We start from the raw sequence: 12218 nt of genomic DNA, 5'->3' as shown, positions 1-12218 counted from the left end.
ACGGCGGTCAATCCTTGAGGACCAACATGGAGGTGTCACCCGAACTCTGGAATGCACGCGTCACCAGACTCATGGATGCTGGCTTCAACTTCGCCGATGCAACGACCTGGGCAAACCTCGACGTGAGGTGCTCGACTAGGTATCTGGTCATCAGCGCCGAGGAGTACAGGGATGCCGGCTTCTGCGTCACGGATGCCATCGCCTGGCACATGCGGGAGATCGACTCGAGCACTGCGGCTGGCTTCGCTCGCGGCGGCTGGCAACCAGCTTCCTTCGACGAACTCCACGACACTCTTCGCGCCGCACTGAACGGCCTCGACAAGTACGGGGCAATGCGTCAGGTGTTTGGTGCGCTCGACTGGGCAATCAGCGGGATCTCGCGCCCCCTCGTCCTCCTCTACATTCGGGCAGGCGTCGACCTCAGCGAAGCCCGCAAACTTGAAGCCCGTCGGCAAGCAGGAGAACCCATCGACGATGCCATCCGATTCCTCGCCGCCCTGTGCGAACCGCATCACCGTTGAACGAGGCGTTCTGCCCCTCGGCAGGAGGGCCACCCATCCCGAACCCAAATCCGGCTGCACTGTGTTGTCGGCAGCGAGGCAAGATGGCTGCCATGGTGTTCTGGGAGATCGCAGGCCACTCGATCGCGCTCACAGGCGACGGGCTCTACGACGACTACCCGCCTGACTGGGCTGCGTTTCGTTGCCTTGGATGCCCCGGGCAACGAGTCGGCGATGCGGACCATCCCCTGTGGCGTGCCGAAGAAGTACATCCGGACAACGTCAGGTGGGACAGCGAAGCAATCTTGGCTGCAGTGGTCCGGCACCTGCGAGACGGCGGAGACGTCGTCCCCGGCGACGTCGTCGCAAGTGCTCGAGCGCTCGCCGCACTATCCGGCCAGTTCGACGAAGGACTCCATCTCATCCAGGACCATTTCGGGGGCGGCGAACGCCAAGACCGGTAAGTCCCGGACATGCCAGAACGGCCCGACCATTCTCCTCGAAGAACCGGCACACTGCGTTCAATCGGCAACGTCGTACCGCAGCGCCCTGTCCGTTCAGAAGACGGCACACCAGAGCCATTCGTCGACGACGTCCCCGCGGCATCGACAGGGCGCCGTTGATCCAAGGTCCGAGGCCGTGCCCCTCAATCGATGCCGCGGCCATTTGACGACCGGATGACCGCCATCATGGGTCAAAGAAGGCTCGCCGCCCCTGTGACCGCGCTGGCGAGGTCGGCAACATCCTGTCGCAGGTCTTCATGACTCCGCGGGATCGCCTTCATCGATCCGTTGACAAGGATCGAGACACCGTTGGCATCTTGGTCCATGACCCAAGGTGAATGCACCACACGATTCCGCGCCTTGTTCGCCGTTCGGGCAACGGCGACCCAACTCGACAAGACAACCGGGTCGAGGCGTCCGCAGTCGCGGCGGGCGGCAAGTTCCGTCAAGACCTGCAGAATCGCCCCCTGTCCCATCTTGCTCGCAAGAAGACGGGCGGTCGATTCAGAAACGAGCAGGGCCCGCGCCAGCACCTGAGCAGTGCACAACTCGAGCTGCTGACTCCTCCCAGTGGCTTCACCAAGAAGTCTCAGGTGCTCGTCATGATCCATACCCGAAGGCTAGTGCGCCCCGCGAGCAGGACACTTGGCCGAGTTGGTTGGTCAACCAGGAGAGTCGCCTACGAGTCACGGTCCTCGAAGTACCGGTCCAACTCGACCGCTGTAGGACCGCTTTGCCAGTTCGCTGCGAATGCCATCGCTTCTTGCAAGATGTCATCTCGCACCAACCGCTCGCTGACGAGCGACCGGATCTTGGAATCGTGTTCGGAGTCTTCCGACCAAAGGTTGGGACGGGCGACGAGAAGTAGGCCACGCGGGCACTCGATCACTGACACGAAGTCCTGTGACCTTTCGAGCGCTGGGCGATCTGTCAGTCGTTCCAGGGTCTCGTCAGAAACGAACGTCACCGATCCAACGCCGCGAAGCCAACGAGGTGCCAGTCGAAGGCCTGCTCCGAAACAGTCGGGTTCTAGATCGTCTTCCCACGGCGTTGCACCCCTGTATCCGGCGAGTGCCTGAGGCGAAGCTTCTGCGTAGTGGACATGCGGATCGTTCGACGCTATGCGTACCAAATCGATCAGGTGACCCGTGATATCAACCTGGTCGGCCGCGGACAGTTCGGCGACGAAAGTTACATCAAGGCCGAGGCTTGTCCAGTCGGGAGGATCGAGGAGCGCCCAACAATCCGCTTCATAAACGAATGGAAGGTTCGGAGCAGCACCACTCGCCTGACCCGACCAGCTGAGGCTGCCGTCAAGCCCGAGAGCCAACAGCTTGGCGATCTCGGCCTGCTGCGCGTCTTGGTTCCGGTCTGACGTAACCAGCTCATCCCGCGTTGGATCCCAGCGAGATAGGGTCATCTTCGGCACTGCGATTCCTGACGACGCGATCTGTTCGAGTATCCGATCGCATGCATCGACCCACGCTTCGACCAAGTCGGGCGACGAGGGCTTACGACCTGAAACGAGAACCCCACATCGCGCGACCGGAAGGTGGTCGTCGATGGTCTCCCACGGCGGCGGTAGCTGCTCATTCACGTTGCCATCATTCTCCATCGGGACAGCAGGTTCTCACCGCCGAAGTCAATAGGCGCGCGCTCCACTCGGTGCGGAGATGCACGACGTGCCGCCGCTAGGCAACTGCATCGTCGTCGACATCCAGGATCTGATCGGTCAGGCTTTGGCGACCTGCTCGCAAGTTTCGGGATCGGTCGCGAGGACAGGTCGGCGATCTGATGTCCTTGATCGTCTGCGGTCCCATCGCCCGACAAGCCGGACCGTAGTTTAGAGCGAACTTCCCGCGCGGCTGGGGCATGCCACAAGGTGGTAGGGCAGGTCACGAAGCCACGGCGGTGAAGCGGCCCGTACCGTCAACAAAGGATCGGACTGTCTGGGCCTCAAGGGAACCGCTCCGGCGTCGCGTGACGTACGGGGTGGCTTCGCCGTTGACGAACAACTTCTCAAAGCTGTTGTAGAGGCCGAGATACTCCTCACCGACGAAGTTGCCCGTCTCGCCTGTCTCCACAGGGCAGATCGACACGTGTGACGGCCCCATTCGACCGTCGAAGTAGCCAAGTTCCCACGGCATCCAGCGAGAACGGCTTGCGGCCCGAGATGTTGCGTAGATCAGGGACTTCGACTGCCCCATTCGATCACGGACCACAGCCGCGGTGGCCGCGGAGACGTGCGCCCGATCAAGTTGTCGATCGTTAATCCAGTCCACATAAACGCTGTTGCCGAGACTCTCCAACCACCGCTTCAGCCCGTATATAAGTTGAGCGTCAACGACGCTGTGGCTGAGGAAAACGTCGAACGACTCTCGACTAGTAGACGCCGACTTCGTGAGCATCCCCTCGGCGGCGCTAGCTGTAATTCCGCCCGCCGCTTGGCGGAGGTCAGAAGTGGTGAAGTAAGCCAATGAAGTCTCTCTCGCTTAGTTCATTTTCCGGCGGGCTGTCGCTTCGCTTGTCGATCTGCCTCGGCTGAGAGCATGGACCGCAGTGAAACCTGGACAGACCGATGGCATGGGTCTGCTTGTTCGCCGAGAGGATGCCCGTCTAGTCAGGTGCAGTGTGCCCAGACAGCGATCGCAATCCCGACGAGCATGAGCGGGGCGTAGACGGGAGCGACGGCCCAGGAGCGGATGTCTTCCCAGTCCGGCCAGTAGTTCACTCTTGAACCTGCGGGACCGGCGAGAGACGGGTTCAAGGAGAATGTCGGGATGTCTCCTCCGGAAGCGACCTTGTCGTAGAGCTTCCGGAAGGCGCGCTCCTGCTTCAGATAGTTCGCGTCGAGTAGGCCGAAGACTAGGACCGCCAGTAGTCCGAGGACGGCGACCCAGAACTGCTCCTTCGTCACCGCGTATCCGTAGGTGAGGGTGATAATCGGCAGCAGCCAGGTCTTCGACGACGAGGACGCTTGAGACATCCGGGTGACGATCGCCTGAATGAATGACAGGTGTTGTCGCCGGTCATCCGGTGAAACGTCGTCTGTCGAGATGGGCAAGAGCGACTGCAGGAGTGCCAGGGTCGCTTCCTGGGAAGCATCGTCCTCGGCAGCTTCCGTTGGCCAACGCAGCACCATCCGATCGTCGGTCCATCGGGGCACGACATGGAAGTGGACGTGTCCGACTGTCTGGGTGGCGACCTCGCCTGTGGATTGAATGATGTTCATCGCGTCAGGGGAAACCGATGCGCGGACGGCTCGGGCAGTCCGGCGAACCGCCGCGCCCAGTTGTCGGCTCTCGACGTCAGTGATGTCGACGAGGTCCCCAACATGCCGGTTAGGAACCACCAACGTATGACCGCGGGTCGCCGGTGTCAGCGGGAGAAACGCGGTCACATGCTGGTCCTGGTACACAACTTTCGCGTTCGCGTCAGACCCGCGGATGATGGCGCAGAACGGGCAGGGCGCTTCATTCACGACTGAATGACGCCCTGACTCGACCACGTCTCGATATTGGCGGCAAGGTTGTTGTACGTACCTTGGCTGTCGACCTTGCCGTACCGGTCGAGCTTCGTGGGGTCGAAAATGGGGACGCCGGTGACTCCAGCCGTGGAGAACGGGTCCCCGCCGACCGAGTCGACGGTCCCCATTGACGACAGGCCGTGGATACGGATACCGAGGAGTGGCCTGTTGTCGGCCCAGGCCTTCTGGATCTCGTACTTGACCCAGGGGCGGTTGGCTGTCTCCTTGCCGATGAGGACGAGTACGGCCTTCTTGTACGCCATCTGCTGATCGATCCACTTCTGGATGGCGGCTGTTCCGCCCTTGCTGACCTTCTCCCACTCTTGGGAGTTGAGGATCGGTTGGCCCTCGAGGGCGTTGATGTTCTTTACCAGCTGAACGCGATGGACGTCGCGCGTGTAGTGGAAGCTGTAAAAGACGCTCTTGGGCATGGCGCAAGTCCTTCGGTCTACGGCGGCAGCGATGACGTCTGCCGGTAATGGCCAGCCCCGACCCTTCATCGTCGTCACATCAGCGCGGTGTTGGCGGAAGAGCAAGGCTTTCGGCAGATGTTGTCAAGTATGCCAGACACGTACAGTCATCATTGCCAGAACTGACTCTAAGACGCCGTCAACCGTGCTTGGGCGGGACAGGCGGGCGGCAGTTCCACATCGCTAGGGCAGCCTCTGGCCGTATCAGAAATGGCCCACCCAACTCGCGACACGGATCTCAAGGGGCCGCCTCGATCAGTTTCAGTGCCTTTCGGGCCTGAGCCCGGATGTTCTGGTCCGGGTCGTCCACTGACCTCGTCGCGGGCGGCCGACCACCTCATCTTGCCTAGCCCCTCAATCGCAAACGCAGTCACGGCGCGATCGTCCAGTAGCCCGCGCAGAACGTCCGGCACTCGGGGATCCTTGGTTCTGGGAAGTGACACGACCACTTGCGATCTAGTCCATCCATAGGCTCGCTCCTGTGCCAACTCAATCAACACGTCAGCCAGCCACGGCGCGGCGAAAACAGCCAACCCCGCGCCCGCGGTGAACCGGATGTCATCACGCATCGGTCCCGACTCCACAGGACGCATCGGGTCGACCGCAGCCGGAGGATCGCGAAACATGTCGACCAAGATCAGGGCTACCTCACGGGGCGCCCAGCGGACCGATAGCGTCCGCATGATATCCAAGATCAACGATAGATAGGTCACTCGCGGAAGCCACTTCAGCAGCACAGGAATCGCCGTCTCGTACCGCTCACCCGGCTGCTCTAAGCGACCAACCACAGGGACCCGGTATCCAAGTTCAGCGAGTTCCTCGAGAAGGGCACCAGCAGCCTCGGCGTAGAGCGCGCGTCGGTCAGCGACACGCGGACTCCTGGAACGGGCGGCTTCCGCCTCAGGGCTGTTGAGCGCCGCACGAACCTCGGCATCGCGAAGTCGTTTCCGCCTGACGCCTTCTTCGTGAATGGCGATTGATCGTTCACTTTGCGAGCTCCACCAGGTTGATTCGGCCGGCGACGACCAAGTCAGTCAGCGGGCCGGACAACCGGGTGCCGCCATTGGGTCGAACATAGAGGCTGAACTCGTATCCGAGGTGATCGGCATACGCCATCGAATCCTTGATCTGGGTCGAGAGGTGCTGGTATCCGACGTTCTTGACTTCGCCGACTACACCGGAGAGGTGGTCGATCTCATCAGGTATGCGCGGCTTGGTCATGCCTTCGACGTGGACTGTCTGGGTGTTCTTAGCGATCCTGCTGAGTCTTCGCCAGCTTTGCCGAGATCGTTCGGTTCAACGCCTCCGCTGCCGCATCCTGTGTTGTGCACGAGGACGTCGGCTGTGCTGACGTGGTAGGTGTGGATGTCTTCGACGGTGAGGTTGTAGGCGAGGTCGCGGTGGGTGGTTCCGGGGTCGAGGCCGACCACACTGATGCGGTTCCACTGCTCGTCGATGACCTCGTCACCGGTCGTGAAGTCCTCCGGGCCCTGCCATGCGGGGTCGGTGGCGTTCCAGAACGGGTGGTCCTCGGTGGTGACCAACCTGTCCGGTGCCCCGTCGCCGTCGGCGTCGACATCCAGGATCAGGTCGGTGAGGTCGTCGTGGTGGATCCACAGGTGTGTAACGGCCTTGGCGACCTGCTCACCGGTCTCCGGGTCAGTGGCGAGGACCAGGTCGAGGCCTACGACGAGTCCTCACCCAGCATGACTCCTTCGACCGTTCCGCTAGGGGCATACAACTCCATCCTCAGCGTTTCGATCTGCGCACCCTCGTCCGCGTCGATCATTGCGATGCCTACCTGCTGCAGGGCATCTCGAAGATGGTCCAGCGAAGCACCGATCAGAGCGACACCCTCAAGCGTCACCTGTGCAGGTTCGGCAAACTCGATGGCGACGGCCAAACCGTTCGCGTCGTAGGAGACCATCGGTCCTGTCTCAAGGAAATGATCGGCAGGTTGAGAACTCGGAGTCCGTCGGAACTCCCTGTACGTTCCGTTCGTCGCGCGAACGTCGTCCCGTCTCTGGCCCAACCGCAGGCGGCTGGTTCCACCGGAGTCGATCACTGCAAAGTCCATCTAGAAACCTCCTGGCGGCAACGAGTCGATCATGTCAAGAATCGCATCGTCGTACTTCCCCGGGAACTTGGAGATCACATCGTCGATGTCCATTTGGACCGCGTCGTCAAAGCGACCAGCCTTGATCAGGTCCGCCTGTTCCGCCCTGTAACGCCCTCTGCGTCGGCCACTCCGAGCGCTGCCATGCCGATCACCGCCGTGCCGACAGACACCCCGAGCCCGACCACCGGCAGTTCAGCGAGCAACCCGACGGCAACTCCAGCCCCAAGTCCTTGCAGCGACCCAGATTGATCCTTGAGTGAATCGACAACACGACGAAGGTCGTCGACACTGCCAAACGCTCGCGATTCAGGTCGACTGACATCGCCCTCAAGAACGGGCTGGCGAAGTCCGCGACACCATTGGCCAGGCTGCACGGGGACGCTCCCGCCGCAGGCTTTGCGCAAGCCTCCGCACTTCGGCAGATCCCCGGTCGAAGACCCTGACCCCTGAAGACATCCCCCACTTCGCTCGCTTAGCGAGACCACAGGACTCGTAGACAGTTTCTGACACCGCTGGCATTGTCTATCGATGTTGCTAGTAGTCGAGTCGAGGCATACTCGATCAAGTGGACTCTCACCTCGCGGCGCTCAGTCGTTCCATCGATGCTGCCGAGCTGGGGCGACGCATCCGGTCCGCTCGACTCGCCGCAGGGCTGACGCAGGCGCATCTGGCCGACGGAGAGGTCACTGCCGCCTACATTTCGCGTATCGAAGTCGGCCAGCGCCGACCTGGCGTATGGCTACTGCAACGCCTGGCGATGCGGATGGGTACAACGCCACATCAGTTGTTGACCGGAATGACTACACATGAGGCTCGCCAGTTGGAACTTGCCGTTGAGCATGCCGCCGTCGCGCTCGCATTTGGCGAAAGTAGCGACGCACTGAGCGGAGCCACGGCTGCGGCCGAACGCCTTGAGGACTTCGGCGATGCCGCCTTGTTGGCCGAGGCCATGCGGATCAAAGCAGAGGCGCATCGGGCACTCGGCGACCTCAGTCGAGCAATCGAGGTGTTGGTCCAACTCACTCGGGAGCCAACACCGGATATGAATACTCTTCGCTCGCTGATCGTCCTGTGTCGGTGCTACGGCGAACGCGACGAGCTATCCCGGGCCATCGCGGTGGGCGAACTGGCTGATCGCATGGCGGCTCGCTTGGGTATCGACGGGCTACCCGAAGCCCTCCAACTCGCTGCCGCCCGAGCGGACGCGCATTCTCGTCGGGGGGATCACGTCGTTGCCGCAGAGCTTTGTCGGACAGCGCTCGACGCCGTCGCGAACGACGGCTCTCAACTCACCCAAGCCGCGGCCTACTGGGACGCGAGCCTGTCCGAGTCCCTTTCGAACGGCGCGACGCCTGCCGCCATCGAACTAGCGAAGACAGCCCACATGCTGGTTGACATCGTCGCGAGCCGTGAGACGGCCGAGCACATGCTTCGCTTGACGAACGACAGCGAGTCTGTGGCCATGCCGCCTCGGCAATAGAGGCCTGGCCGCTTAAGCCGAACATCGGTGCAGGATGTGAGTCGTGCCTCGCTAGGGCAGTACCCGCCTTCTCAGAGACGGGGTTCACTAGAGACAGCCCGCCGACAGGAGGACGAGGCACAATAGGACACATGGACCTCCGATTGGCCGAGATCAGCCGCACCATTGACCCTGTCGAACTGGGCCGCCGCGTCCGGGTAGCACGCACCGCTGCAGGCATGACGCAGGCACAAGTCGCCGCGGACGACGTGACCGCCGCCTATCTCTCCCGGATCGAAGACGGGCAGCGTCGCCCAGAGGCAGGTCTCCTTGAGCGAATGGCCGGGCGGATGGGCATCGGCCTTCACGAACTGCTGACCGGCGTCACTGCTGACCGCACTCGCGCCATCCAGTTCGCCTTGGACAACGCCGAAATCGCATTGGCCTCCGGTGACCACACCAGTGCGCTTCAGCAAGCATCCGCGGTCCTAGCTGATGCCGACACCGAACTCCCGAAGGACCTCAAGGCAGTCGCTCTTCGTGTCCAGGCGGGGGCCTTCGAATCAGCTGGTGACCTGAGCGGCGCGATCGTGATCCTGGAAGAGCTCACCTCGGAACCAACCGCCGACGTCAATTGGCTGCGATCCCTCATTGCGCTCAGCCGCTGCTATCGCGACAGCGGTGAGTTCATGAAGGCAATCGCGGTCGGCGATACAGCGTCGGGAACGATTCAGGAACTCGGACTCGAAGGCCTGACCGAGGCGATCCAGTTGACCGTCACGGTCGCGGCGGCACACCACCGACTGGGGGATGTCGACGAGGCCATGCGCGTTTGCATGCGAGCCCTCAACGCCGCAGAGAAATACAACTCGCCAATCGCGAAGGCCTCGGCGTATTGGAATGCCAGCATGGTCGAGAACACCGCGCGTGGCGCGACCGCCGTGGCCACAGATCTGGCTCGCAAGGCCCTCGCCCTCTTCGAAGCCGGCGACGACAACCGAAACCTCGCGAAAATCCGAGCCCAAGTCGCGACGCTGCAGCTCTCACAGGATCCGCCGGACGGTGCCGCCGCACTGAAGACTTTGGAGCACGCCGAGCAGGAACTGACTTGGTCCGGCGCATCTGCTTGGGAGATCGCACTCCTCCACATCACCCGAGGTCGAGCCCATCTCACACTTGGCGACCACGTCAAGGCTCTGGAGAACATCCAGACGGGCTTGGAAATGGCACCCCCGCAGGCGCCTTTCCTTCGGGCTTCGGCCGACGCTTTGAAGGGCCAGATTGCGGCAGCTGAGGGGCGCGTCGACGATGCGCGCGCGTTGTATCGCAACGCCGTCATGGAACTAACCGCAGCCGGTTCCGACCGGGGCGCGGCCCAACTATGGTTCGACCTCGCAAATCTTCTGACCGACGTCGGCGACACGGAGGGCGCGCTCAAGGCCTTCCGAAGCGCGGGCGCATCAACAGGACTGAGGGCCAACGTCAGCGCCGTCGGTTACCGGGCCGAGACGCCTGGATCCTGACCTCGTGTGACCGATCGCCAGCCGAGCCCCCAGCACAGCAGTTGCTGCCCTGGGGGCTCGTGGGCATTCAGCAACAGGCCCAGTCAGCCCTGAGCTGGCCACCGTCGGCCGGCGCTGCAGTCACCCCGACCCCGGTGACCAGTGCTGCGGCGAAGACCGACACGACAATGCGCTTGAACTTGTTCATTTCGAACTACCTCCAGAGTCAGACACATCTGGACAGATGTGTTGACAAATGGAGTTACGCGAAGTCAGGCCGTCGCGATAGAGGTTTCCTGATGTTGTTGTCTAAAGTTGCCAATGAGGCGTTCGGCGTCCCGGGATGCGAGACAAAGTGCCCTTGAGGCGACCGGGACCACGCGGGCCTGAGAGGCGCGAGCCCACCACGCCTGCGGCGGCGATCGCCGCCCGGGCGTCAGACAGAATTAGTCAGGTCAACGGGCCCACGCCGTGGCATACTGAGATCACTGCGGCCGACACCGAGTCGGCGCCTAGAGCGGAGACATGTGATGGCCCAGTCCAAGGGTGTATTGCCGCGCCGCGAAGACCGCGAGGTCCTCTACGCGAACCCGGAAACGTCGGCGTACTTTGTGGGGGTACGTCTGGCCTCGCCAACCAGCGATCTGTTGCGCGAGTGGTTCGGCCTCGTCGACATCGCGGTCAACAATCTGGTCGCCCGGGTGCCGGCCGCGACCCCGCGCAAAGATGGCAAGGGCGACAAGGTCGCATCCATTGCAGTCGGTCTGTCCGCACGCGTGTTCGATCTGCTCAACGCCGGCATCACGCCGGACCAGCAGGTCGAAATCCCCGTCGGCGTGCGCAACGACACGGCACCCGCTACGGGCTGGTTCGGATCCAGTCCACCGAACCACGCCGACGTCATGTTCTACGTCGCATCGACGCGCGAAGCGCCCGTCCACCAGTTTCTGCGAGCCATCGCGAGCTCTTCTATCGTCGAGTCCATCGCCCTCGATCGAGCACATCAACGGCCCGACGCGACTGAGGTATTCGGGTACAGGGATGGTCTCCGAAACGTCCGCAGGAGCGACCGCAGCAAGGTCGTGTACATCAACACCGGTGGCGAACAGCCAGACGAACCCGCGTGGTCCGATGGCGGGACCTACATGGTGTGCATGCGAATCGCGCAGAACCTGGACCCGTTCACAGCACTCTCCCCCGCTGAGGCTCGCGACGCCGTCATTGGCCGCACCCCAAGCGGGGACCGGCTCGACCTAGTCGGGCAAGCCGTCGACCCGCACGACGAGGCCACGCCATGGGCTGACTCCGTGCCAGGTACGGCACACGTCCGCAAAGCCGGCCCACGTGGAACGCACGACGACACCCAGATCTACCGTCGTGGCATGCCGTTCATGGGAGTCGAGAACGGCAAGCTCCTCAGCGGGCTGCACTTCTGCTCGTTCCAAGCCAACCCCGCCCAGTTCGAGACCATCTTCAGTGACTGGATGCTCAATCAGAGGTTCCCGAACCGCCCCGACGGATCACAGCCCGGGGTCGACGCACTGTTCACACCAGGACCAACAGGACCGCTCACCGAGATCCTCCACGCGGGGCTGTACTTCGTCCCGCCCTATGACTCGGCCGGACTCTCCTCGGTCCTCCAGCCCACCGGCCCATCGCGAGCCCAGAAGCCCGGACGCCTCGCGATTACCAAGCGCGTCCTCGATCCGACCGACGCAAACGCACGATTCGAACGCGGTGGGTTCCACTTCCACCTTGAGGATGACGCCGGCTCAGCCGTCCCAGGATCAGAATTCGTCACGGCATCTTCAGGCCGGGGCGTGTGCCCCGCCGAACTCGAGATCGGACGCACCTACACGCTGGTCGAGTCCGCCGCACCGGTCGGACTGGTGGTTAACCCAGTACGCCAGCCTGTCCCAATCGACCGTCCGAACGTCCACGCAGTCGTGATCAACCAACTGCAGCAGCCGACCTTGACCTACGGATCTGTGTGACCGAGGCGCGCAGACCTGACTTCGAACCGACAGCAACCACCCGCACCCCGAAGTCACCCCAGCCGCCTGCTCCCGCTGACCAGCTCGCGGCCCGGGCCCCCGCTCCAACCGAACCACCGTCCTGCGGTAGCCAACCCGCGCACAT

General features: G+C 62.7%; 13 protein-coding genes. 5 read left to right on the top strand and 8 right to left on the bottom strand.

Annotation, left to right across the window (positions count from 1 at the left end; translation table 11 throughout):
• Both ACOADB_RS02645 and ACOADB_RS02640 read left to right on the top strand, forming a co-directional pair.
• The coding region (locus ACOADB_RS02645; protein WP_378596360.1) for a hypothetical protein at positions 1 to 521 on the top strand (521 nt) is incomplete at its 5' end.
• A 92-nt stretch (positions 522 to 613) separates the two neighbouring features.
• A complete protein-coding gene (locus ACOADB_RS02640; protein ID WP_378596359.1) occupies positions 614 to 964 on the top strand; it encodes a hypothetical protein in 351 nt (116 codons plus the stop codon).
• Between the two features lie 230 nt (positions 965 to 1194).
• Here the strand turns inward: ACOADB_RS02640 and ACOADB_RS02635 are convergent, their stop codons facing one another.
• The 8 genes from ACOADB_RS02635 to ACOADB_RS02600 all read right to left on the bottom strand — a co-directional run bounded on the left by ACOADB_RS02635 (position 1195) and on the right by ACOADB_RS02600 (position 7076).
• The gene (locus ACOADB_RS02635; RefSeq protein WP_378596358.1) at positions 1195 to 1614 is read right to left on the bottom strand and encodes a hypothetical protein; all 420 of its coding nucleotides are present in this window, start codon (positions 1612 to 1614) and stop codon (positions 1195 to 1197) included.
• Between the two features lie 68 nt (positions 1615 to 1682).
• Positions 1683 to 2600, bottom strand: a complete 918-nt coding sequence (locus ACOADB_RS02630; protein ID WP_378596357.1) for a hypothetical protein — start codon at positions 2598 to 2600, stop codon at positions 1683 to 1685.
• A 298-nt stretch (positions 2601 to 2898) separates the two neighbouring features.
• Positions 2899 to 3480 (bottom strand): toll-Interleukin receptor, encoded by a 582-nt coding sequence (locus tag ACOADB_RS02625; protein WP_378596356.1) that lies wholly within the window; start codon positions 3478 to 3480, stop codon positions 2899 to 2901.
• A gap of 143 nt (positions 3481 to 3623) precedes the next feature.
• On the bottom strand, positions 3624 to 4484 hold the full coding sequence (locus ACOADB_RS02620) for an HIT family protein (protein WP_378596355.1): 861 nt from the start codon (positions 4482 to 4484) through the stop codon (positions 3624 to 3626).
• Positions 4481 to 4960, bottom strand: a complete 480-nt coding sequence (locus tag ACOADB_RS02615; RefSeq protein WP_378596354.1) for a TIR domain-containing protein — start codon at positions 4958 to 4960, stop codon at positions 4481 to 4483. The genes ACOADB_RS02620 and ACOADB_RS02615 overlap by 4 nt, the downstream gene beginning before the upstream one ends.
• Before the next feature lie 1023 nt (positions 4961 to 5983).
• Positions 5984 to 6220, bottom strand: coding sequence for a putative toxin (locus ACOADB_RS02610; protein ID WP_378596353.1), 237 nt, complete (start codon positions 6218 to 6220; stop codon positions 5984 to 5986).
• Complete coding sequence (locus ACOADB_RS02605; protein WP_378596389.1) at positions 6217 to 6675, bottom strand: polymorphic toxin-type HINT domain-containing protein; 459 nt, start codon at positions 6673 to 6675, stop codon at positions 6217 to 6219. Before ACOADB_RS02605 ends, ACOADB_RS02610 begins: the two co-directional genes overlap by 4 nt.
• Before the next feature lie 8 nt (positions 6676 to 6683).
• Complete coding sequence (locus ACOADB_RS02600; protein WP_378596352.1) at positions 6684 to 7076, bottom strand: hypothetical protein; 393 nt, start codon at positions 7074 to 7076, stop codon at positions 6684 to 6686.
• A 607-nt stretch (positions 7077 to 7683) separates the two neighbouring features.
• Between ACOADB_RS02600 and ACOADB_RS02595 the strand changes: the two genes are divergently transcribed.
• From ACOADB_RS02595 to ACOADB_RS02585, 3 genes are all read left to right on the top strand, one after another.
• Positions 7684 to 8598 carry a helix-turn-helix domain-containing protein gene (locus ACOADB_RS02595; protein WP_378596351.1) on the top strand — a complete coding sequence of 305 codons (915 nt, stop codon included), beginning with the start codon at positions 7684 to 7686 and terminating at the stop codon, positions 8596 to 8598.
• Positions 8599 to 8729: 131 nt separating this feature from the next.
• Positions 8730 to 10100 carry a helix-turn-helix domain-containing protein gene (locus ACOADB_RS02590; protein WP_378596350.1) on the top strand — a complete coding sequence of 457 codons (1371 nt, stop codon included), beginning with the start codon at positions 8730 to 8732 and terminating at the stop codon, positions 10098 to 10100.
• A gap of 509 nt (positions 10101 to 10609) precedes the next feature.
• On the top strand, positions 10610 to 12073 hold the full coding sequence (locus ACOADB_RS02585; RefSeq protein ID WP_378596349.1) for a Dyp-type peroxidase: 1464 nt from the start codon (positions 10610 to 10612) through the stop codon (positions 12071 to 12073).
• The last annotated feature ends 145 nt before the right edge of the window (positions 12074 to 12218 follow it).

The organism is Nocardioides sp. CPCC 206348 (genome assembly GCF_048654705.1).
In the GTDB taxonomy this organism is placed as follows: domain Bacteria; phylum Actinomycetota; class Actinomycetes; order Propionibacteriales; family Nocardioidaceae; genus Nocardioides.
This window is presented reverse-complemented; position numbering and strand designations above follow the sequence as displayed.

Coding starts and splice junctions, on each gene's coding strand:
- ACOADB_RS02640 (WP_378596359.1), top strand. CDS start 614: ATGGTGTTCTGGGAGATCGCAGGCCACTCGATCGCGCTCACAGGCGAC.
- ACOADB_RS02635 (WP_378596358.1), bottom strand. CDS start 1,614: ATGGATCATGACGAGCACCTGAGACTTCTTGGTGAAGCCACTGGGAGG.
- ACOADB_RS02615 (WP_378596354.1), bottom strand. CDS start 4,960: ATGCCCAAGAGCGTCTTTTACAGCTTCCACTACACGCGCGACGTCCAT.
- ACOADB_RS02610 (WP_378596353.1), bottom strand. CDS start 6,220: ATGACCAAGCCGCGCATACCTGATGAGATCGACCACCTCTCCGGTGTA.
- ACOADB_RS02600 (WP_378596352.1), bottom strand. CDS start 7,076: ATGGACTTTGCAGTGATCGACTCCGGTGGAACCAGCCGCCTGCGGTTG.
- ACOADB_RS02590 (WP_378596350.1), top strand. CDS start 8,730: ATGGACCTCCGATTGGCCGAGATCAGCCGCACCATTGACCCTGTCGAA.
- ACOADB_RS02585 (WP_378596349.1), top strand. CDS start 10,610: ATGGCCCAGTCCAAGGGTGTATTGCCGCGCCGCGAAGACCGCGAGGTC.